Raw genomic sequence first — 19087 nt, 5'->3', positions numbered from 1 at the left:
AAAAACAAATCAATATTTTTTTATTAGAGTTAAATACATTTTATTTAACTCTAATAAAATTTGAAACCATAAGCATATCCTGAAACAAAATAACCAGACAAGAAATGCAGCAAATTTTTAATTTCATTATAAGAAACAGTAATCGATTGCTGTTTTTGCTGCTTTTAGGTATCTCATTGACCCTTACAATTCAATCGCATTCCTACCATAGAAGCAAAGTAATCAATTCTGCGAACTTTTTAAGCGGAGGTGTTTATGAAAGGATTAACCACATTAATGAATATCTAAATTTAAGAGCTGAAAACGACGAACTTGTTCAAGAAAATGCAAGATTAAAAAGTCTCTTATTCAATAAAGAAGACACTACAAAAGCACCTCTACCAGATAGTATAAAAGGTGTAAAACCTGCTGACATTATTGTTTCAAAAGTGATTCATAACTCTTACAGTACACATGAAAACTATATCACACTTAATTCCGGATCAAAAGATGGAGTTAAACAAGATATGGGTGTAATTAACAGCTTAGGAATTGTAGGCGTTGTCGACAATACTTCTCCTAATTATTCAACTGTTGTGAGCATCTTAAACATGAAATCACAGATTAATGCAAAAATTAAAAAATCAAATCATTTTGGTTCTTTAACCTGGAACGGAAAAAGCACAGGATTTGTACAACTTGAAGATGTACCTAGACTAGCCTCCATTAGAAAAGGAGACACAATTGTTACTGGTGGACAATCTGTAATTTTCCCAGAAGGAATAAATATTGGTACCGTTGATAAAATATATATTAAAAAAGGAACAAGTTATTATGTCATCGATGTTAAACTATTTAACGATATGACAAATCTTGGACACGTTTATATTATCAAAAGTAAAGACAGAGAAGAACTTATTAATTTAGAAAAAAAGGAAAAAGATGAATAGCGCATTGTTAGTCAATATTTTTCGATTCATTATGTTACTGGCAATTCAGATTGTTATTTTCAACAATATGAATTTTTTAGGATACATAAGCCCTTTTCCTTATATTCTCTATATTATTCTCTATCCTGTAAACAGTAATAGATCAGGACTGATTGTCTCAAGTTTTTTACTTGGAATAGTAATGGATATGTTTTGTAACTCAGGAGGAATTCACGCAACTGCGTGTGTTATTCTGGCGTATTATAGACCATATATCTTTAAATTTTCATTTGGATTAAGTTATGAATATCAAACCATCAAACTAAACGAATCGCTAACACCCGAACGTTTTTCATTTATACTGGTCTCGGTCTTGTTGCACCATATTGTGCTATTCATTCTTGAAGCCTTCCAGTTTAAATTTATCTGGGATATTTTACTTAGAACACTGTTTAGTTCGATATTTACAATAATCATTTCAATCATAATAATCTACCTTATTAAGCCAAATAAACGATGAGAAAAATTCTGCTGCCCGCTTTAATTATCATTGCAGGATCTTTGCTGGTGATCAGGGTGTTTTATTTGCAAATTATTGATGATTCTTTCAAATTAAAATCAGAAAATAATGCAATAAAAAAGCAGTATGATTATCCTGAAAGAGGCTATATCTATGATCGAAACGGCAAACTTTTAGTTGCCAATCAGGCTTCTTATGATATCATGGTAATTCCAAGAGATATTAAAGAAGATTTGAATGTAGATGAATTTTGTACATTATTAAACATCACAAAAGAAGATTACGAAAAGAGAATTGCAAAGGCAAAAGTATACAGCCCGAGACTACCTTCTGTATTTTTAGCGCAATTAAACAAAAGTGAATTTGCTGCTTTTCAGGAAAAAATTAGAAAATTTGAAGGCTTTTATTTCCAAAAAAGATCGCTTCGTGATTACGAAGTCGATTATGGCGCCAATATTTTTGGATTCATAACTCAGGTTACTGAAAAATTAATTGCTAAAAACCCTTACTATAATAGCGGAGATCTAATTGGACAACAAGGTGTTGAACAAAGTTACGAAGAAGTTTTACGCGGTATAAAAGGTGTAAAATACATTCAGAAAGACAAATACAATAGAGAAATTGGCTCCTATAAAGACGGAAAATATGATACAATTGCTGTTGCAGGAGAAGATATCAATTTAACCATCGATGGTGAACTTCAAAAGTATGGCCAAGAGTTAATGATCAATAAAAGAGGAGGAATTGTTGCTATTGAACCTAAAACCGGTGAAATTTTAGCACTTGTTACCGCTCCATCTTTCGATCCTGGAATTTTAGTTGGAAGACAAAGATCTAAAAATTATACACTTTTATATCACGATTCGATTGCAAAACCTTTATATGACAGAGGGCTGCTTGCAGAATATCCTCCCGGATCACCTTTTAAATTGCTGACTGGTTTAGTAGCGCTTCAAGAAGGCGTAATCGATGAAAACAATTTCACGGTTACCTGTCATCACGGTTTTAGCTATGCTCGAGGCCGTTTTATGAGATGCCACTGTAGTGGAGGACAATTGCAGTTACACAGAGGTATTTATCAATCCTGCAATACTTACTTTGCAACTGCCTACATGAGAACCATAAACAAATATACAAATCCGAGTGCTTCAGTTGATGTTTGGAGCTCTCATCTTAAAAGTTTTGGACTAGGTGAGTTTATGGGCTATGATCTCCCAACTGGAAAAAGAGGAAAAATTCCGACTTCAAAAACCTATAAGCGTATGTATCCTAATGGAGGATGGAGAAGTACTGCGATTGTTTCTAACGCAATTGGTCAGGGGGAAGTTGTAATGACTCCTATTCAGCTTGCTAATATGATGGCGACAATAGCAAATCAAGGTTATTATTACACGCCTCATATCATCAAAAAAATTGAAGGCAAAACTATTGATAAAAAATTCACAACTAAGCATACTACAACTATAGACCAAAAATATTTCCCTCCAATTATCAGCGGGTTATTTGATGTGTACAATATGGGTACAGCCAGCAGATTAAGGGTAGATGGAATTGATATTTGTGGTAAAACGGGAACTGCAGAAAACTTTGCCAAAATTGGAGGAAAAAGAGTCCAATTGGAAGACCACTCTATTTTCGTTGCTTTTGCTCCAAAAGACAATCCAAAAATTGCTATTGCGATCATGATTGAAAATGGAGGTTTTGGTGCTAGTGTAGCAGGGCCGATTGCAAGTTTAATGATTGAAAAGTATCTGAGAAGAAAAATCACAAGAACTGATTTAGAAACAAGAGTATTAAATAAAAGTTTAGCTTCAGAATATGCTAAACTGGGAGGAATGAGTGAAGCCAGCAAAATTGAATCTGTTCCGAAAGATTCTGTTTTACAAGCCAAAATTGCAAAACCTAAAGTACCGGCTGCAACAAACACAAAAACTGAAGTTAAAAAAACAGCGGTAGATACCACTAAGAAAAACTAACAAAGATTATTTCAGATGAAAAATCAAAGCGTAAAAAATAATATTGACTGGATAAGCGTTTTTATCTACATCGCGTTAGTAATATTAGGGTGGCTAAATATCTATTCTTCTTCGTTATTATCTACGGAAGGCACTTATCAAAAACAATTAATTTTTATTGGATGTACTATTCCTCTAATTTTTGTTGTGCTTTTTGTTGATGGAAAATTTTATGAAAAGTATGCAAGTATAATTTTTGGAGTGTCATTATTATCTCTTGCCGGCTTGTTTCTTTTCGGAAAAACAATTGCAGGTCAAAGATGTTGGTATGCCATTGGAAGTTTTACATTGCAACCTTCAGAGTTTGCTAAGGCTGCTACATCATTAGCTTTAGCCAAATATTTAAGTGATACGCAAATCAATCTCAAGGAAGTAAACAGGCAAATTCAGGCATTGGCAATTGTATTTTTACCGGTCATCCTTATTTTGCCGCAACCCGACCCGGGAAGTGCCTTAATTTATAGCATTTTCATTATCGTTTTATATCGTGAAGGTTTGCCATCATGGTATGTATGGACTGGATTTATAACAATTCTGTTATTTGTACTAACATTAGTTTTAGAACCCTATGTAGTAATATTACTCGCTGCACTAGTATTAGCAATCATTCATTTCAAAGGCCGTGTTGTTGACCGAAATTTATTGATGAGCGGTATTTTTCTAGTCATTATTTCAGCATTTGTTTTCTCTGTAGATTATGTATTTGATAACGTTTTCAAACAACACCACAGGGACCGATTTAATATTTTACTTGGAAAAACGGTTGACATGAAAGGGATTGGTTATAACACTAACCAATCTGAAATTGCAATTGGTTCTGGCGGATGGCTTGGAAAAGGTTTCTTGCAAGGTACCCAAACTAAAGGAGGATTCGTACCGGAACAGCATACCGATTACATTTTTACAACTGTTGGCGAAGAATGGGGATTTGCTGGTTCGCTTGTCGTTATTGCGCTTTTTGTCGGATTGTTTTTAAGAGTAATTTATTTAGCAGAAAGGCAAAAAACAAAATTCAGCAGGGTGTATGGTTATTGCGTCGCCGGAATTTTATTCATCCACTTTTTCGTAAATATTGCAATGGTTATTGGTATTTTTCCAACAATTGGAGTTCCTCTGCCCTTCTTTTCATATGGAGGTTCCGGACTTTGGGGATTTACGATCTTGTTGTTCATTTTCCTAAAAATGGACGCTAACAAGGTTAATGAATGGTAATTTTGATAATTGTTTATTGTTAATTGATAGTTGTTAATTCTTAATTGTTTTAAAAATTGCTTTTGTATCAAAAACAAATTATTTAAAAGGTTTTCGTAATTTTCTATAAACAGCCATCTGTAATACTTGATATTACATCTCAATTGTTGAAATCTTGCTTTAATTTAAAACAAGATAAAAGTTCAAGTCTTTCATTTATTTAAACAGAACTACACTTAATTATTGATATAAAAAAAGTCCGAAGTTTTAGCTTCGGACTTTTTTTGTATGATTTATTTATCTTAAATATGTTCGCTTGGTCTTTTCTTTAAAAGTTTAAGTAAAACCGGGAATGTTGAGATAATGATAATGATAATGATGATGTATTCTATATGATGCTTTAAGTCTATTCCTTGTTTCAGGAAAACTCCGTAAAGATAATGTCCTGCAAAGATTAATATAAAAGACCACAAAAATGAGCTTAGAACGTTGTAGAACATGAATTTCTTCTTGTCCATTGAAACAATTCCGGCAATAATTGGAGCAAAAGTCCTGAAGATTGGAAGAAAACGTGCGTAAATAATCGCTTTTCCGCCATACTTTTCAAAGAAATCTTTTGATTGTAAAAGGTATTTTTTCTTAAACCAAAATGTATCTTCTTTTTTAAATAAGTAATAACCACTTTTCGCTCCAAACCAATAGCCGGTCATATTTCCGAAAACTCCCATAATAGCCACCGCTGTCGAAAGCAAAAAAACATTAATAAAATCACCTGGAATATAAACAACATTCTGAATTAAATCGCGGCTGTAAATACCAGCTAAAAATAGCAAACTATCTCCTGGTAGAAAAAAACCTGCGAAAAGTCCTGTCTCAGCAAAAACTATAAACAGAACAATAAATAGGCCAATCTCAAAACCTCCGATACTTAAAGTTATATAGAATTCAGGGTTTATTAACTGGGTCCAATCAAAATTACTCATAAAATGAATTTGGTTATACTTATAAGTTTGTGAAATTAACAATAATTTGCTTCAACCACAATAAAACGCAGTATTTTAAAGATAAATTAACTATTAAAAAAGCCTCAGGAAATTAAACCTGAGGCCTCGTTATTATAATTCTCGATCATACTTGCAGCAGCTATGTAAATTATCATAATCTGTCTGAGTTGCTTTTATCTCTTTAGTATCATGACCGGCTTTCGCAATAGCGGCATTCAAATCTTTTGGCGAAGTTTTTTCTTCATTCAAAATTACAGTCAACTGGTGCGAACTAATATCCCAATTTGCTGTTTTTATTCCAGGAACTGCATATGCCGCTTTTTCAATGCGCTTTTTACACTGTTCGCAATTACCATTTACTTCCGTAGTATATTTTAGGTTTTTATTCTTTTTTTGAGCCTGAGCGGTAAATCCTAAAACACTCATTATTGCAATTAAAATTAGATTTCTCATTTTTCTATTTATTTATTGTTGTTAATTATTTTATTTTAAACCTTAATCCTGCATAATACATTTGTCCAAAAATTGGTGCATACGCTATAGAAGCATCAAAATTAGGTCCAAATGGATCTTCGGCGCCTAAAATAGCTTTTTTCTGTTTGTAATTCCCAATATTTTCTCCTCCAACATACACTTCAAAAACCGGAGAAAAAACCCTTGTTACCTGCGCATTCATTACAGCGTAAGACGGCGAAAAATCAGGAAACTGATCTTCAGTAGGATTAGTAGCTGTATAAGGCAATTGCTGCTTTCCTGACCAATTTAGTGTATAGTCAAATTTCCATTGTTTCCCATTATTTAATTGGGTTTCATATTCCAGATTTCCTAAAAAACGATGTTTAGCCTGCAGTGGTCTTTGGAAAGTTCCTCTCAAATAATCGGTTTGAATGTCATAATATTTGTAAGCCGTTCTCAAATTAAGATTATGAATCAGCTCGTAATTAAACTCGAACTGAAAACTGTTTGCAAACGAACTTCCTTTTAAATTATAAAACAAAACATCCTGCGCACTTTGCATTAAATCGACAACCGCCTGATTTTGAAAATCAGTTCGGTAAAAATCAAATCCTGCCTCGGCATTTTTATTGAAAATTCTAAATTTCTGCGAAAAGCTTACACCGTAATTCCAGGCAATTTCAGGATTTAATCCGTAGATTTTTCCATTAGTATCCAAAATTGAAAAGGTTCTTGAACTTGCAAAAAGCTGCTGATTTTCGGCAAAAATATTAGCCGAACGTTTTCCTCTTCCGGCAGAAAAACGAACAACACCATTTTTCCAGGGATTATATCTCATATGCAGACGAGGTGTAACGAAGAATCCAAGTCGGTTATGATTATCGACTCTTCCTCCTAAAATCAAACTGAAATTATCTGTATTATCATAAGTGTACTCAAAAAAAGCACCAACAGAATTATCGATTCGGCTGTAATCATTCACATTTACAAATTCCTGATACTGATCATATGTAAAATTCAAACCAGTAGTGAATTTATGCATGGTATTATTAATAATGGAATTGAAAATTAGATTAGAATAAAAACTATTCTGTTTAATATCATATAAATTCAAACCATAATAGGACTCCTGTTTGTGGCTGTTAAATGCATTTTGAAAACCAATACTTTGATAAGGCATATCAGGGAAAACATAGCCTATTTTAGTCGAAACATCGAAACGCTCTGTATTAATTTCCGAGCCCCAATGATTTGTAGTTCCGCGATCCACATCTTTATCAAAAGCAACTTCACCAGTTTGTTTTTTATCATTCATATATCTGAAATTGATAAAACTAACCAAACCACTTTCAGGATTATAATACTGATATCGATTTAAAACATTGATTTGCTTCCCTAACGGATTATCTAAAAATCCATCATCATTCATATCGTTTTTTGCTACACGAGCATTTCCGTGCACAAAAAGACTTGTCGCCCATTTATCAGAAAGTTTTTTATTGAATTGCGTATTTAATTCAAAACGCGCATCGGTAGAACCATAAGCATTCAGAAAAAACGGCACATCATTTAAAGGCTTTAAAAGCTCTGTATTTATCTGACCAGAAATACTTTCATATCCATTTATGACGCTTCCGGCGCCTTTTGTTATCTGGACACTTTCGATCCAGGTTCCGGGCGTAAAGGATAATCCATAAGCTTGTGAAGCACCACGAACAGACGGAATATTCTCTTCGGTAATCATTAAATAAGGACTAGTAAGTCCAAGCATTTTGATTTGTTTTGTGCCGGTCAAAGCATCAGAAAAATTGACATCAATAGATGGATTTGTCTCGAAACTCTCTGCAAGATTACAGCAAGCTGCTTTTAAAAGCTCTTTACTGGTTATTACAGAGGTATTGGCGGTAAGTGTATAGGATTTTTTAATTCCTTTTTGCTTTTTGGTGATTTTTACTTCGTCTAAATCTTCCTGAGAAAAAACAGAAAACGAAAGTAAAATCATGCCCAAAAGCATAATATTTCTTTGCATAAAAAATTGATTTTAATGTTAATTTGAAGACTATTCTGTTACTAATTCTTATACTAAAAATTAGAACAACAGCATATCCAAGCTTAAAAGTTAAGCTTGATCAAACATTAAAATCAGGAGTAGAAAATGTATTGCTTGTATAATTTGAATAATGGCGGCGCATTGGCATCAGAATAATAAGTCGTAATCTGATTTGTTTTGAAATTAGGAACAGCCAAAAAGGTAATTGGTCTGAATTCCTGAATTACAGCCGGGAAATCAAGTTGAAAAAAGAAAATCTTGAACGTTGCGTGATCTGATTTTTTCTCAAAATGAACCACTTTGTCTTTACAACAAGATGATTTTTTTTCCTTTTCACCGCAACATTTTTTTTCCGGAGCAGCTTTCGCCGTTGTATTTAAAGAAACCGAAGCGATCTCGCCTCCGCAATAGTGCACATCAAAAGCAAATCCAATGTTGGAAACCAACAATAGAAAAGCTAAAAACAATCCGGTGCACTTCTTTAAATTCATATTGCAAAATTATCTAAAAGTCCGGAATAAAAATCTAATGAAATGTTATTTTTTAAAATATTGCTGCTGATAATAAAAAGCCGGAATGAAAATCAAAACAAATATAGGCTGAATAATAAATCGTCTGACATAGAATAAAAGCCAGCTTCCGTCAGGGAAATATTCAAAAATGATAAAAAACAATCCGAAAAGCAGTACTAGAAAAAATACAAAAAGAAAAGACGTAAACTTTAAAATCTCGACATCCCTAAACAATGTATAAATAAGCGCTAAAGACAAAATAGAATTCAATATGTACCGAAAAAACAATCCACAAAAAAGCCTAAAAGTGTTTACTTCCGGGTATGGCAGCGAATTAAAATCGGCTTTGAAATAGTTCAAAAAAGGATCATAAAACAGACTATTTTCGAAAGCCCTAATAAATCCCAAGCCTAAGATAATTAAAATCGAAAATAGAATTCGGTACCGATATTGAATCCATTTACTTCGCATATTTCGAATATTTAGTAACCCAAACAATCCAAAGAAGAAAGATTAATCCATAAATAATCAGAGGAAAAAGAACTCCATGTAGAAAATGTGTGTATTCCGGAAATCTATAAAGTAAAACAATTAAGAAAATAATTCTGATTACATTTAAAACATAAATAAAAATTGTTCCAAACAAAATAAAAAGCAAAGTCGTTTTAAACTTTCCCGAGAAAGCCATTATAAAAGAAATAAATAAAATTATGATACTTACTGCATTGCATCCTTCTATTATCCTGACAATCGAACTTTTTCGATAATAAACTACTATGCTGGAATAATTTGGATTTTCAACAACCCTAACATCAGCATTAAAAAGACGCATCAAATATTCTACTGCATCAGCAACATTCTTGGTAATTCCGTCAACTTTATTAGAACTGTAGCTATTCAAATAAAATTTATAAACTAAAGTAAGTACAATATAAGCCAGAAAAAAAGTGCCTATAAAAAGAAGGAACGGTTTAAATTGTATTAAATATTTTTTCAACGGAATTTTTTTTCAAATTTATATATTTTTTGAGTTCAGCTTTAAATACTTTTGTATAAAATTTATTTATTATGACTTTTCAGGAATTACAACCAAAAATAAGCGCAATTGTTGCTAACTCAAGCAATAGCAGAGACGAAAAATTATTGGCAATTTGTCAATTATTGAATGAAAATGTAGAATATTACAACTGGGTTGGTTTTTATTTTGCTAATCATGAAGCTAAAACACTTCATTTAGGACCATATGTTGGCGCAGAAACAGACCATACTGTTATTCCGTTTGGAAAAGGAATTTGTGGACAAGTAGCAGAAAGCAATGCAAATTTTGTTGTTCCGGATGTTGCAGCACAAGACAATTATATTGCTTGCAGCTTTACTGTAAAATCTGAAATCGTTGTGCCTCTTTTTGTTAATGGAGTAAACATTGGCCAAATCGATATCGACAGCCACGTGATTGATCCTTTTACAGAAGCTGACGAACGTTTTTTAGAATTTGTGAATCAGGAAGTTGCTAAATTATTCTAGAAGCCCTATTTTTAGTATAAAAAATAGACCAGAATGAAAAAAAGTATTTTTATAATATTTCTTGTTATAATTTCAACTGGTCTATCTGCACAGATTAACATGGTCTCGAAGAAAATTTTTCTTGACTCGTTAAACCTTGAAACCACCTCTCCCAACTTCAGCTACACGCGAGTAATCACAAATTATTCTCAAAAAAGTGCGAGATATGTTGTTACTGACTTTTACAAAAATGGCAGAAAGAAAATGACTGGCGCCACTTTAGACAGAGATATCTTGAAAAAAGATGGAGAGTTTATTTATTACTACAAAAACGGAGCAAAAGAATCGGTTATAGATTATTCTGATGATCATAAATCCGGCAAAGAAATTAGCTGGTACGAAAACCAAAGCAAGAAATTAGAGAAACAAAATTCTTGGGATTCAAAAACCAAGAAATCACAAACTTTAATTCTTAATTCCTGGAACGAAGACAAAACACAAACTGTAACTGATGGGAATGGAGAATATCAAGAAACAGAAGGATTTGTAACTCAAAAAGGAGAAATAAAAAATGGCTTAAAACAAGGTGTTTGGCGGGGAAATGACTTTTCTAAAAACATTTCGTTTACCGACAATTATGACAAAGGCATTTTAATTTCAGGAGTAAGTATTGACGGAAACAATATTAAAACTTCTTATTCTTCTTTGCTTGAAAAACAATCAGGAAAAAAGGTTGTCAAATCAAAATAACTTATTTAAAGCCAACACTGTAAAAAATTTCTTAATTTGATAATATACAAATCTTCCCTATTTGTATTAAAAATATTACTTTGGCGTAGTCTTATTTCCAACATCTTTATGAAACAAATCTTACGTCTTTTATTTTTTATTTTAATTTCAGCAAAAACATTTTCACAAAACGCTACTGAGGTCAATAAAATAATCTATTTAGACTCTATGTGGTCTCCAACAACTGCGGAAAACTATAAATATACCAGACTTATCGAAGAATACTACTCTGATAAAAAATCTTATGTTTACAAAGACTTCTATAAATCGGGGAAATTAAAATTCATAGCCATCACATTAAACAAAGATGTTATTATAAATGACGGACAAGCAATCTCTTATTATGAGAATGGAAATAAAAAATACACTGTTAATTATGTAAAGGAAAAAAAATCAGGAAAAGAATTCAGCTGGTATGAAAATGGAGACATAAAATCTGAAATTACGTATTCTGAAAACAAAAAAGGCTCCCAAGAAGGTAAAATTAATAACTTTTGGAATACTAAAAAAGAACGTATCGTTGCAGACGGAAATGGATATTATTCAGATAAAAGTGAAAACAATGAGCAATCAGGCCAAATAAAAAATGGCGTACCAGATGGCACTTGGACAGGAAAAGATTTTAAGAAAAAATCAAGTTTTATAGAAATGTATAAGAATGGAGAATTAATTTCAGGTATCACTACCGATTCTTTAAATGTAAAACATTCTTACAGCAAAAAACACCTTCGACCAAGTCCTAAAAACGGAATAAATTCATTTAACAGTTATATTGGGAAATCAATGCGAATTCCTCTTGAAGCCAGAAAAGTTTCCGGAAAAATATACATGAGCTTTATAGTAGATGAAGAAGGAAATCTAGTGGAGCCAAAAGTATTAAAAGGTGTTGGTTATGGCATAGATGAAAATGCAATACAACTAATTAAAGAAGCCCAAAAATGGAATCCCGGAAAGATTAGAGGAATTCCACTTCGTGCCCTTTATAAATTACCAATAACAATAATAGGAAAATAAAACGCAATAAAATTTATTTTTCAAAAAAAAAGTTCTAATTTTGCACCCGTCTTACAAAAGTTGTATGACATACATAAAAATCATTAAATAATATTGGAATGTATTTAACTAAAGAAAAGAAAGAAGAGATTTTCGCACAACACGGTGGTGCAACAAACACTGGAAGCGCAGAAGGTCAAATTGCATTGTTCACTTACAGAATTTCACACTTAACTGAACACTTGAAAAAAAATCGTCACGATTACAACACTGAGCGTTCTCTTGTACTATTAGTAGGTAAAAGAAGAGCTTTGTTAGATTACTTGAAAAAGAAAGAAATTAACAGATATCGTGAGATTATCAAAGTATTGAATATCAGAAAATAATCAATATAGAAAAGAGGTGCGAAAGTGCCTCTTTTTGTTTTTACATTGCATGCATAATACAAGAAAAAAAGTTTGGTTTTTCATTGGGTTTTAGATAACAACAACTACACACAACAACAACTACAACACAACTAAAACCCATTGTATAATCAATAAGGAAAAAATTTATGATTCCACAATTATTTGTAGAAAAGATCGATTTAGGTGATGGCAGAAGCATCACAATCGAGACAGGACGTTTAGCTAAACAAGCTGATGGTTCTGTAGTAGTAAGAATGGGCGACACTATGATTCTTGCAACAGCAGTTTCAGCTCGCACATCAAACCCAGGCGTTGATTTTTTACCATTAACGGTAGATTACCGCGAAAAATTCGCAGCAGCAGGTCGTTTTCCTGGAGGTTTCTTTAAAAGAGAAGCACGCCCGAGCGACAGCGAAGTATTGACAATGAGATTAGTTGACCGTGTTTTACGTCCGCTTTTCCCAGACGATTACCATGCTGAAACACAAGTTATGATTCAGTTAATGTCTCACGACGAAGAAGTTATGCCAGATGCTTTAGCTGGTTTAGCAGCTTCTGCAGCATTAGCAGTTTCAGATATTCCATTTTACAACTTGATTTCTGAAGTACGTGTTGCACGTATCGACGGAAAATTAGTGATCAACCCAAGCAGAGAAGAATTAGAAAAATCAGACATCGATATGATGATTGGAGCTTCTATGGATTCTGTAGCAATGGTTGAAGGTGAGATGAAAGAAATTTCAGAAGCAGAAATGATCGAAGCTATTAAATTCGCTCACGAAGCTATCAAAGTTCAAATTCAGGCTCAATACCGTTTACAAGAAGCTTTTGGTAAAAAAGAAATTCGTACTTACGAAGGTGAGAAAGAGAACGAAGAAATTTACAAAAAAGTAAAAGCTGCAGCATACGATAAAATTTATGCTATTGCAAAAGTTGGTTCAGCTAAACACGAAAGAGGCGCTGCATTTGCTGAAGTAAAAGAAGAAGTTAAAGCTTTATTTACTGAAGAAGAATTAGCTGCTGATGGTGATTTAGTTTCTAAATATTTCTACAAAACAAACAAAGAAGCTGTTCGTAATGTAGTATTAGAATTAGGTGTTCGTTTAGATGGTAGAAAAACTACAGATATCAGACCAATCTGGTGTGAAACTGATTATTTACCAAGAGTTCACGGTTCATCTTTATTTACACGTGGAGAAACTCAAGCTTTGGCAACTGTAACTTTAGGAACTTCTAGAGAAGCAAACCAAATCGATTCTCCATCTGAACAAGGTGAAGAGAAATTCTACTTACACTATAACTTCCCTCCTTTCTCAACTGGTGAAGCAAAACCATTAAGAGGAACTTCAAGAAGAGAAGTTGGTCACGGTAACTTAGCTCAAAGAGCTTTAAAAAATATGATTCCTGCTGATTGTCCTTACACAATTCGTATTGTTTCTGAGGTTTTAGAATCTAACGGTTCTTCTTCTATGGCAACAGTTTGTGCTGGAACAATGGCTTTGATGGATGCTGGAGTTCAAATGGTAAAACCAGTTTCTGGAATTGCTATGGGATTAATTACTGACGGAGAGAAATTTGCTGTATTGTCTGATATTTTAGGTGATGAAGATCACTTAGGAGATATGGACTTTAAAGTAACTGGAACTGCTGACGGTATCACAGCTTGTCAAATGGACATCAAAATTGATGGTTTACGTTATGACATTATGGAGCAAGCTTTAGCTCAGGCTCGTGATGGACGTTTACACATCTTAGGAAAATTAACTGAAACTATCGCTGCACCAAGAGCTGACGTAAAAGCTCATGCACCAAAAATCATTACTAGAACTATTCCTGGAAACTTTATTGGAGCATTAATTGGACCTGGTGGAAAAGTAATTCAAGAATTACAAAAAGCTACCGGAACAACTATCGTGATCAACGAAGTTGACGAACAAGGTGTTATCGAAATCTTAGGTACAGATCCTGCTGGAATTGAAGCGGTATTAGCAAAAATTGCTTCTATCACTTTCAAACCACAAATGGGAGAAGCTTATGAAGTTAAAGTAATTAAAATGTTAGATTTTGGAGCTGTAGTTGAGTATACTGCTGCGCCAGGAAATGAAGTTTTATTACACGTATCTGAATTAGCTTGGGAACGTACTGAAAACGTTGCTGATGTAGTTAAAATGGGAGATGTTTTCCAAGTGAAATACTTAGGAGTTGACCCTAAAACTAAAAAAGAAAAAGTGTCTAAAAAAGCACTTGTTCCAAGACCTCCACGTGAGGAGAAAAAAGAGTAATCAGATCTTAGTTTACTAAAGGTTTATTCATAGAAAACCCCAACTCATGTATTTGAGTTGGGGTTTTTCGTTTTGTTTAGGTTTTGAAAAAAATCTTAGAACGAAAATATCTTCTACTCTTGAGTAAAAATAATAGTTCAACAAACTAAAAAACAGCACCATTATAGCATTTATTGTCAGAAAAAAAATATCTTTAGACTACCAAAAATAAAGTATTAACCCTTAAAAACCATTCCTATGGCTTATACCGTTTTACAAAACACCAAAATCAATACTGGTGATTTTATTTTTTCTCATCCTGAAACTGTTACGTATCCCGTACCACCATTAGTATCAGCAAAGTTTTATACACCTGAAAATGGAGTATTAACTTTAAAAATCCGCGCAACTTTATACATCAACTCAGAAGATCCAAAGAACCCAACTGTTGAAGAGCCAACGCAAGATGGTAATACACTAACCGTATTTTTCGATTATGATTTCTCTGAGGAAACTCCTGAAAGCTGTGACGTTTGGTATGTTGAACTAGATTATACTTCTGAAAACGTTGGCGACATTACCGAAATCATTTCTTATTTAAAAGATATAGATCCTGAAACATCAAGAGGTACTAAAACAAATGTTCCTTAATAATGAATTTAAAAATCAACAAAATCCTTTTTTGTTTTTTATTTATTTTACCATTTTTCCTGTACTCACAGTCCAAAGAGATTAATTTATTTGAAAAAAAAATACTTCAAGAAAAAGCAGTTCAGTTTAATGGTGAAAATAATTTTGTAAAAGCCCAGTCTTTCTATCTAAAAAAGGACTGGGATTCTACATTGGTATACTCCATGAAACAATTGAGTGTTTCAGAAAACAAAAATCTATCTGATTATTGCCACTATTTTCGTGGTCAGTGTTTTTTCAATAAAAAGTTTTACAAAGAAGCCCAAAACGAACTTTCATTAATTTCGGAGAAATTTGAGCTCTCTCATATGAAAAATTTTGTTTTAGGAGTAACTCATTTAGAAACAAAAAAATTAAATAAAGCTTTAGAATATTTTCAATTAGCCGAAAAACAATCAATTACTGTAAAAGATTTAAAATACCTGTCTAATATTTACAGCGGACTTGGAACTACTTATATTTTTCTAAAACAATATTCATTGGCCGAAAAATACTTGCTCAAGAATATAAGTTTATGCGAAAAATATCAGAACAATGATAAGACATCAAACGCGTACACTAATCTGGCCGCTTTATATTATGAATTGTATAAAGATGACCTAGCAATATTTTACTATACAAAGTCATACAATCTCTCTCAGAAAAGCAAAGATTTTAAACTGAAAAATCTAACCTCTTTTAACATGTCCATTGTAGAGGAAAACAGAGGAAATTTAAAAAAAGCATTAGAATATAGAAAAGAAGCTGATCAATGGAAGGATTCAGCAAACAACCAAAACAAAATCTGGGCAATAGCTGAACTTGAAAAAAAATTCGCAGTTGCGCAAAAACAAAAGCAAATTAAAGTTCTTAAAGTAGAAAATCAGTTAAAAAACAATCAGCGAAACGGATTATTTGTATCAGCAATTGTCTTATTATTATTGTTGACTTCAGGAGTTTATTTTTATGCTCAAAAAGTAAAAAATGCAAAAACAATTTTAATTCAACGAAACAAACTCGATCAGCTCAACAATCATAAAGACCAACTTTTTTCAATCGTAAGTCACGATTTGCGCTCCTCGGTAAACGCCTTAAAAACAAGTAATTCAAAATTATCAGATTCATTACAAACCAAAAATTACGAGCAATTAAACCAATTAATTACGCAAAATAGCAGTATTGCAAATGACACGTATAGCTTATTAGACAATTTGCTTCACTGGGCAATGTTACAAACCAAGCAACTGTACTTTCATAAAGAATCTGTTCATTTATATTCGATAGTACAACAGATTGAATATAATTATAAGTCTTTGCTACAGGAAAAGGAAATTCGATTTGAAAATTTGGTTCCAAAAAATATATTTTTGTTTGTAGATCTTGATTCGCTAAAAATTATATTCAGAAATTTATTAGACAACGCGATAAAATTTTCAAAACAAAATGGCGAAATTCGTTTTTATACCGCCGAAGTCAATTCCGAATTTCTTCAAATCATTATTGAGGATTCCGGTATTGGAATGTCTGAAAATACAATTTCAGAATTACTTCAGGACAGCGAAACTTTAGTAAAGAAAAATAATTCTGAAATTATAGGAACTGGCTTAGGCTTGCAATTATGCAAACAAATGACAGCGAAAAACGGCGGAACGTTTTCAATTGAAAGCGAAATAAACAAAGGAACCAAAATAATACTTACATTACCCAAAATAAAATAATATGGACAATATTAATGTCTTAATCATTGAGGATACTCCGGCACAAAGTGACGCACTTATAAAAGTTCTGCTCGAGAATAATTATACGGTTGCAGGAGTTGCACGCGATTTTACATCGGCATTAAAGCTTTTTTATGAATGCAGTGTCGATGTTATTATTATTGATGTTTTTCTGGATGGCAAACCAGACGGAATCACTTTTGCAGAATCGATTAATATTATCCCGAATGCATCTAAACCTTTCGTGTTTTTAACTAGTTCGCAGGATCGTCAAATCTTTGAAAGAGCCAAACTTACCAAACCTTTCAGCTTTTTGATGAAACCCTTTAATGAATTGGAAATTTTATATGCCATAGAAATGGCGGTCGAAAAGTTTTACGAGCAGACTAATGTTTTTTTGAGCGAAGAACAAAACACAGTGGTCAGCAATGACTTTTTGTTTATAAAGAAGAAAAATGCGCTCAAGAAAGTCGCATTAAATGATATTCTATACATTGAAGTTGAAGAACGTTATTGTAATATAGTGACCGAAAAAGAGAAATTTGTAATCTTAATATCACTTACTAAAATCAGTGAATTATTGGACAAAGCCAAATTCCTTCGAATACATCGTAATACTATAGTCAATTCGGATAAAATTGAAGAAATCATTCTCGCCGACAATTTGATTATTCTAAAAGGAAATCATAAAATAAATCTCGGCGATACCTATAAAGACTTTATTAAAAAGATGAATATTTTATCTTAGCAATATCTCGAAAAAACTCTTCATTGTGAGAGTTTTTTTATTTATAGCAATGAATATAAAACATCCGAAGATTTCATGACATCAAATATGGCTTTCATGACATTTTTATATCTGGGCACGTAGAACAAAAGTACTTTTACATCAAGAAACTAATCAAAAAGCTAAATGAGAATTGTATTAAACCCAGCGTCCCCAATGAAACTTCTAGCACTTTTAAAACAAATTAAAAATAATCCCTGGATTGGCGTAATAGTGTCACTGGTATTTATAATTCCAAGTTTATACAAAATTTTGGACGACATTACTGTTTTTAGAAAAGAGTACATAATTCTGGCCGTTTCTTTCCCATTATATCTAAGATCATTAAAAAAAATATTTGACGAAACCCTTGATTCCTTTGACGATTTCAAGGATTAAGAACAACTTTTGCTCCACGTTTCGCTAAAAAACATCTCAGCTTTCATTATGAGGCTCGAGGTGTTTTTTTTATAAAAAGCAAAACTTTTATTACAATTTAACAATTGTCTACTGTTTTTGTTAGATTTTTTTGATAAATTTGAAAACCACCAAAACAAATCACTAAAACCGTAGAATCCTTTGAAAAATTACCAAAAAAGCCTAGTTTTCCTCATATTATTTGGATTATTCTTAAACATTCACACAAGTCATAGTCAAACAAATACCGAAGTAAATACTTATAAATGGTTTGACAAAACTGTCGGTCAGGACAATCTTGACTTAAACAATGGCACACCCTTTACTAATACTTTTCGAACCCAAGATGGAAGCCATTTGTTTCTAACTGATAGTTTTGAATTGGGGAAAGTCACTTATGAAAACCAAAATTATTATGATGTAAAGTTGAAATATGATACTTACAGAGACATATTAGTCCTAAATCCTTTTGGACAATCTGAAAATATCGGCATCAGCCTTATTCAAAATAAGATTTCTTCTTTTTCTATTAAAGATCTAAACTTTGTCAAAATAGACAGAAAAATAGAAACTGTACCAGAATTTACAACTGGCTACTATGAAGAAATCAAATTTGCAGCCGATTTTGTATTTTATATCAAACATCGAAAAATCCAGCTAAAAACACTTTCTGAAACAGGAGTATATTACAATTTCAAAGAAGACAATACTTTTTTTGTTGACCTGAAAGGTACCGTTTATCAAATAAAAGGGAAAAACGATATTCTTAAATTATTTCCGGAACAAAAAAAACAAATCAACGGGTTTTATTTAATGAATCGAGAGCAAAGAAAATCGGACTTGAATCTATTCATGAAAAATTTGATGAAATATATTTCTAACTCTCTTTCTATTCAAACAAAATAAGA

At 32.4% G+C, this 19087-nt stretch carries 20 protein-coding genes; 14 read left to right on the top strand and 6 right to left on the bottom strand.

What is annotated here, in order from left to right:
- Positions 1–104 precede the first annotated feature (104 nt).
- From mreC to rodA, 4 genes are read left to right on the top strand one after another with little or no spacing between them, the layout of a single operon-like run.
- Positions 105–929 (top strand): rod shape-determining protein MreC, encoded by an 825-nt coding sequence (mreC, locus tag BD847_RS10190; RefSeq protein ID WP_115888156.1) that lies wholly within the window; start codon positions 105–107, stop codon positions 927–929.
- Positions 922–1428, top strand: a complete 507-nt coding sequence (locus BD847_RS20965; RefSeq protein WP_115888155.1) for a rod shape-determining protein MreD — start codon at positions 922–924, stop codon at positions 1426–1428. The genes mreC and BD847_RS20965 overlap by 8 nt, the downstream gene beginning before the upstream one ends.
- Entirely contained in the window at positions 1425–3404 is a 1980-nt protein-coding gene (mrdA, locus tag BD847_RS10180; RefSeq protein WP_115888154.1) for a penicillin-binding protein 2, read from the top strand. Before BD847_RS20965 ends, mrdA begins: the two co-directional genes overlap by 4 nt.
- 15 nt (positions 3405–3419) lie before the next feature.
- Complete coding sequence (gene rodA / locus BD847_RS10175; RefSeq protein ID WP_115888153.1) at positions 3420–4655, top strand: rod shape-determining protein RodA; 1236 nt, start codon at positions 3420–3422, stop codon at positions 4653–4655.
- A gap of 281 nt (positions 4656–4936) precedes the next feature.
- On the opposite strand, the gene BD847_RS10170 is transcribed toward rodA, so the two are convergent.
- The 6 genes from BD847_RS10170 to xrtF form a co-directional block, all read right to left on the bottom strand.
- Positions 4937–5617 carry a DedA family protein gene (locus BD847_RS10170; protein WP_115888152.1) on the bottom strand — a complete coding sequence of 227 codons (681 nt, stop codon included), beginning with the start codon at positions 5615–5617 and terminating at the stop codon, positions 4937–4939.
- Positions 5618–5749: 132 nt separating this feature from the next.
- On the bottom strand, positions 5750–6091 hold the full coding sequence (locus BD847_RS10165) for a heavy-metal-associated domain-containing protein (RefSeq protein ID WP_115888151.1): 342 nt from the start codon (positions 6089–6091) through the stop codon (positions 5750–5752).
- Positions 6092–6116: 25 nt separating this feature from the next.
- Positions 6117–8123, bottom strand: coding sequence for a TonB-dependent receptor plug domain-containing protein (locus BD847_RS10160; RefSeq protein WP_115888150.1), 2007 nt, complete (start codon positions 8121–8123; stop codon positions 6117–6119).
- A 113-nt stretch (positions 8124–8236) separates the two neighbouring features.
- Positions 8237–8635, bottom strand: a complete 399-nt coding sequence (locus BD847_RS10155) for an HYC_CC_PP family protein (RefSeq protein ID WP_115888149.1) — start codon at positions 8633–8635, stop codon at positions 8237–8239.
- A 45-nt stretch (positions 8636–8680) separates the two neighbouring features.
- Positions 8681–9127, bottom strand: a complete 447-nt coding sequence (locus BD847_RS10150) for an exosortase F system-associated membrane protein (protein WP_115888148.1) — start codon at positions 9125–9127, stop codon at positions 8681–8683.
- The gene (gene xrtF, locus BD847_RS10145; protein ID WP_115888147.1) at positions 9117–9653 is read right to left on the bottom strand and encodes an exosortase family protein XrtF; all 537 of its coding nucleotides are present in this window, start codon (positions 9651–9653) and stop codon (positions 9117–9119) included. The genes BD847_RS10150 and xrtF overlap by 11 nt, the downstream gene beginning before the upstream one ends.
- Before the next feature lie 71 nt (positions 9654–9724).
- On the opposite strand from xrtF, the gene BD847_RS10140 reads away from it, so the two are divergent.
- From BD847_RS10140 to BD847_RS10095, 10 genes are all read left to right on the top strand, one after another.
- Complete coding sequence (locus BD847_RS10140) at positions 9725–10180, top strand: GAF domain-containing protein (protein ID WP_115888146.1); 456 nt, start codon at positions 9725–9727, stop codon at positions 10178–10180.
- Positions 10181–10213: 33 nt separating this feature from the next.
- Positions 10214–10909, top strand: coding sequence for a toxin-antitoxin system YwqK family antitoxin (locus BD847_RS10135; RefSeq protein ID WP_115888145.1), 696 nt, complete (start codon positions 10214–10216; stop codon positions 10907–10909).
- Between the two features lie 108 nt (positions 10910–11017).
- Positions 11018–11962 (top strand): energy transducer TonB, encoded by a 945-nt coding sequence (locus tag BD847_RS10130; protein WP_115888144.1) that lies wholly within the window; start codon positions 11018–11020, stop codon positions 11960–11962.
- Between the two features lie 98 nt (positions 11963–12060).
- Entirely contained in the window at positions 12061–12327 is a 267-nt protein-coding gene (gene rpsO / locus BD847_RS10125; RefSeq protein ID WP_007804772.1) for a 30S ribosomal protein S15, read from the top strand.
- Positions 12328–12494: 167 nt separating this feature from the next.
- Positions 12495–14630 (top strand): polyribonucleotide nucleotidyltransferase, encoded by a 2136-nt coding sequence (locus BD847_RS10120; protein WP_115888143.1) that lies wholly within the window; start codon positions 12495–12497, stop codon positions 14628–14630.
- Between the two features lie 237 nt (positions 14631–14867).
- Entirely contained in the window at positions 14868–15260 is a 393-nt protein-coding gene (locus tag BD847_RS10115) for a hypothetical protein (RefSeq protein ID WP_115888142.1), read from the top strand.
- 347 nt (positions 15261–15607) lie between these two features.
- Positions 15608–16996 (top strand): tetratricopeptide repeat-containing sensor histidine kinase, encoded by a 1389-nt coding sequence (locus BD847_RS10110; protein WP_244201579.1) that lies wholly within the window; start codon positions 15608–15610, stop codon positions 16994–16996.
- A gap of 1 nt (position 16997) precedes the next feature.
- Positions 16998–17744 carry a LytR/AlgR family response regulator transcription factor gene (locus tag BD847_RS10105; RefSeq protein ID WP_115888141.1) on the top strand — a complete coding sequence of 249 codons (747 nt, stop codon included), beginning with the start codon at positions 16998–17000 and terminating at the stop codon, positions 17742–17744.
- 165 nt (positions 17745–17909) lie between these two features.
- Entirely contained in the window at positions 17910–18161 is a 252-nt protein-coding gene (locus BD847_RS10100) for a hypothetical protein (protein WP_115888140.1), read from the top strand.
- 180 nt (positions 18162–18341) lie between these two features.
- Entirely contained in the window at positions 18342–19085 is a 744-nt protein-coding gene (locus tag BD847_RS10095) for a hypothetical protein (protein ID WP_115888139.1), read from the top strand.
- The last annotated feature ends 2 nt before the right edge of the window (positions 19086–19087 follow it).

It is taken from the genome of Flavobacterium cutihirudinis, from assembly GCF_003385895.1.
Classification (GTDB): Bacteria; Bacteroidota; Bacteroidia; order Flavobacteriales; family Flavobacteriaceae; genus Flavobacterium; species Flavobacterium cutihirudinis.
The sequence above is the reverse complement of the archived record's forward strand: the minus strand, read 5'-3'. Positions and strand labels throughout refer to the sequence as shown.

What these genes read in the sequence shown, in the direction of transcription:
- rodA (WP_115888153.1), top strand. Translation starts at nt 3,420, where the DNA reads ATGAAAAATCAAAGCGTAAAAAATAATATTGACTGGATAAGCGTTTTT.
- rpsO (WP_007804772.1), top strand. Translation starts at nt 12,061, where the DNA reads ATGTATTTAACTAAAGAAAAGAAAGAAGAGATTTTCGCACAACACGGT.
- BD847_RS10115 (WP_115888142.1), top strand. Translation starts at nt 14,868, where the DNA reads ATGGCTTATACCGTTTTACAAAACACCAAAATCAATACTGGTGATTTT.
- BD847_RS10100 (WP_115888140.1), top strand. Translation starts at nt 17,910, where the DNA reads ATGAGAATTGTATTAAACCCAGCGTCCCCAATGAAACTTCTAGCACTT.
- BD847_RS10165 (WP_115888151.1), bottom strand. Translation starts at nt 6,091, where the DNA reads ATGAGAAATCTAATTTTAATTGCAATAATGAGTGTTTTAGGATTTACC.
- BD847_RS10120 (WP_115888143.1), top strand. Translation starts at nt 12,495, where the DNA reads ATGATTCCACAATTATTTGTAGAAAAGATCGATTTAGGTGATGGCAGA.
- BD847_RS10150 (WP_115888148.1), bottom strand. Translation starts at nt 9,127, where the DNA reads ATGCGAAGTAAATGGATTCAATATCGGTACCGAATTCTATTTTCGATT.
- mrdA (WP_115888154.1), top strand. Translation starts at nt 1,425, where the DNA reads ATGAGAAAAATTCTGCTGCCCGCTTTAATTATCATTGCAGGATCTTTG.
- BD847_RS10105 (WP_115888141.1), top strand. Translation starts at nt 16,998, where the DNA reads ATGGACAATATTAATGTCTTAATCATTGAGGATACTCCGGCACAAAGT.
- BD847_RS10160 (WP_115888150.1), bottom strand. Translation starts at nt 8,123, where the DNA reads ATGCAAAGAAATATTATGCTTTTGGGCATGATTTTACTTTCGTTTTCT.
- BD847_RS10155 (WP_115888149.1), bottom strand. Translation starts at nt 8,635, where the DNA reads ATGAATTTAAAGAAGTGCACCGGATTGTTTTTAGCTTTTCTATTGTTG.
- BD847_RS10135 (WP_115888145.1), top strand. Translation starts at nt 10,214, where the DNA reads ATGAAAAAAAGTATTTTTATAATATTTCTTGTTATAATTTCAACTGGT.
- BD847_RS10110 (WP_244201579.1), top strand. Translation starts at nt 15,608, where the DNA reads ATGAAAAATTTTGTTTTAGGAGTAACTCATTTAGAAACAAAAAAATTA.
- BD847_RS10140 (WP_115888146.1), top strand. Translation starts at nt 9,725, where the DNA reads ATGACTTTTCAGGAATTACAACCAAAAATAAGCGCAATTGTTGCTAAC.
- BD847_RS10170 (WP_115888152.1), bottom strand. Translation starts at nt 5,617, where the DNA reads ATGAGTAATTTTGATTGGACCCAGTTAATAAACCCTGAATTCTATATA.
- BD847_RS10130 (WP_115888144.1), top strand. Translation starts at nt 11,018, where the DNA reads ATGAAACAAATCTTACGTCTTTTATTTTTTATTTTAATTTCAGCAAAA.
- BD847_RS20965 (WP_115888155.1), top strand. Translation starts at nt 922, where the DNA reads ATGAATAGCGCATTGTTAGTCAATATTTTTCGATTCATTATGTTACTG.
- mreC (WP_115888156.1), top strand. Translation starts at nt 105, where the DNA reads ATGCAGCAAATTTTTAATTTCATTATAAGAAACAGTAATCGATTGCTG.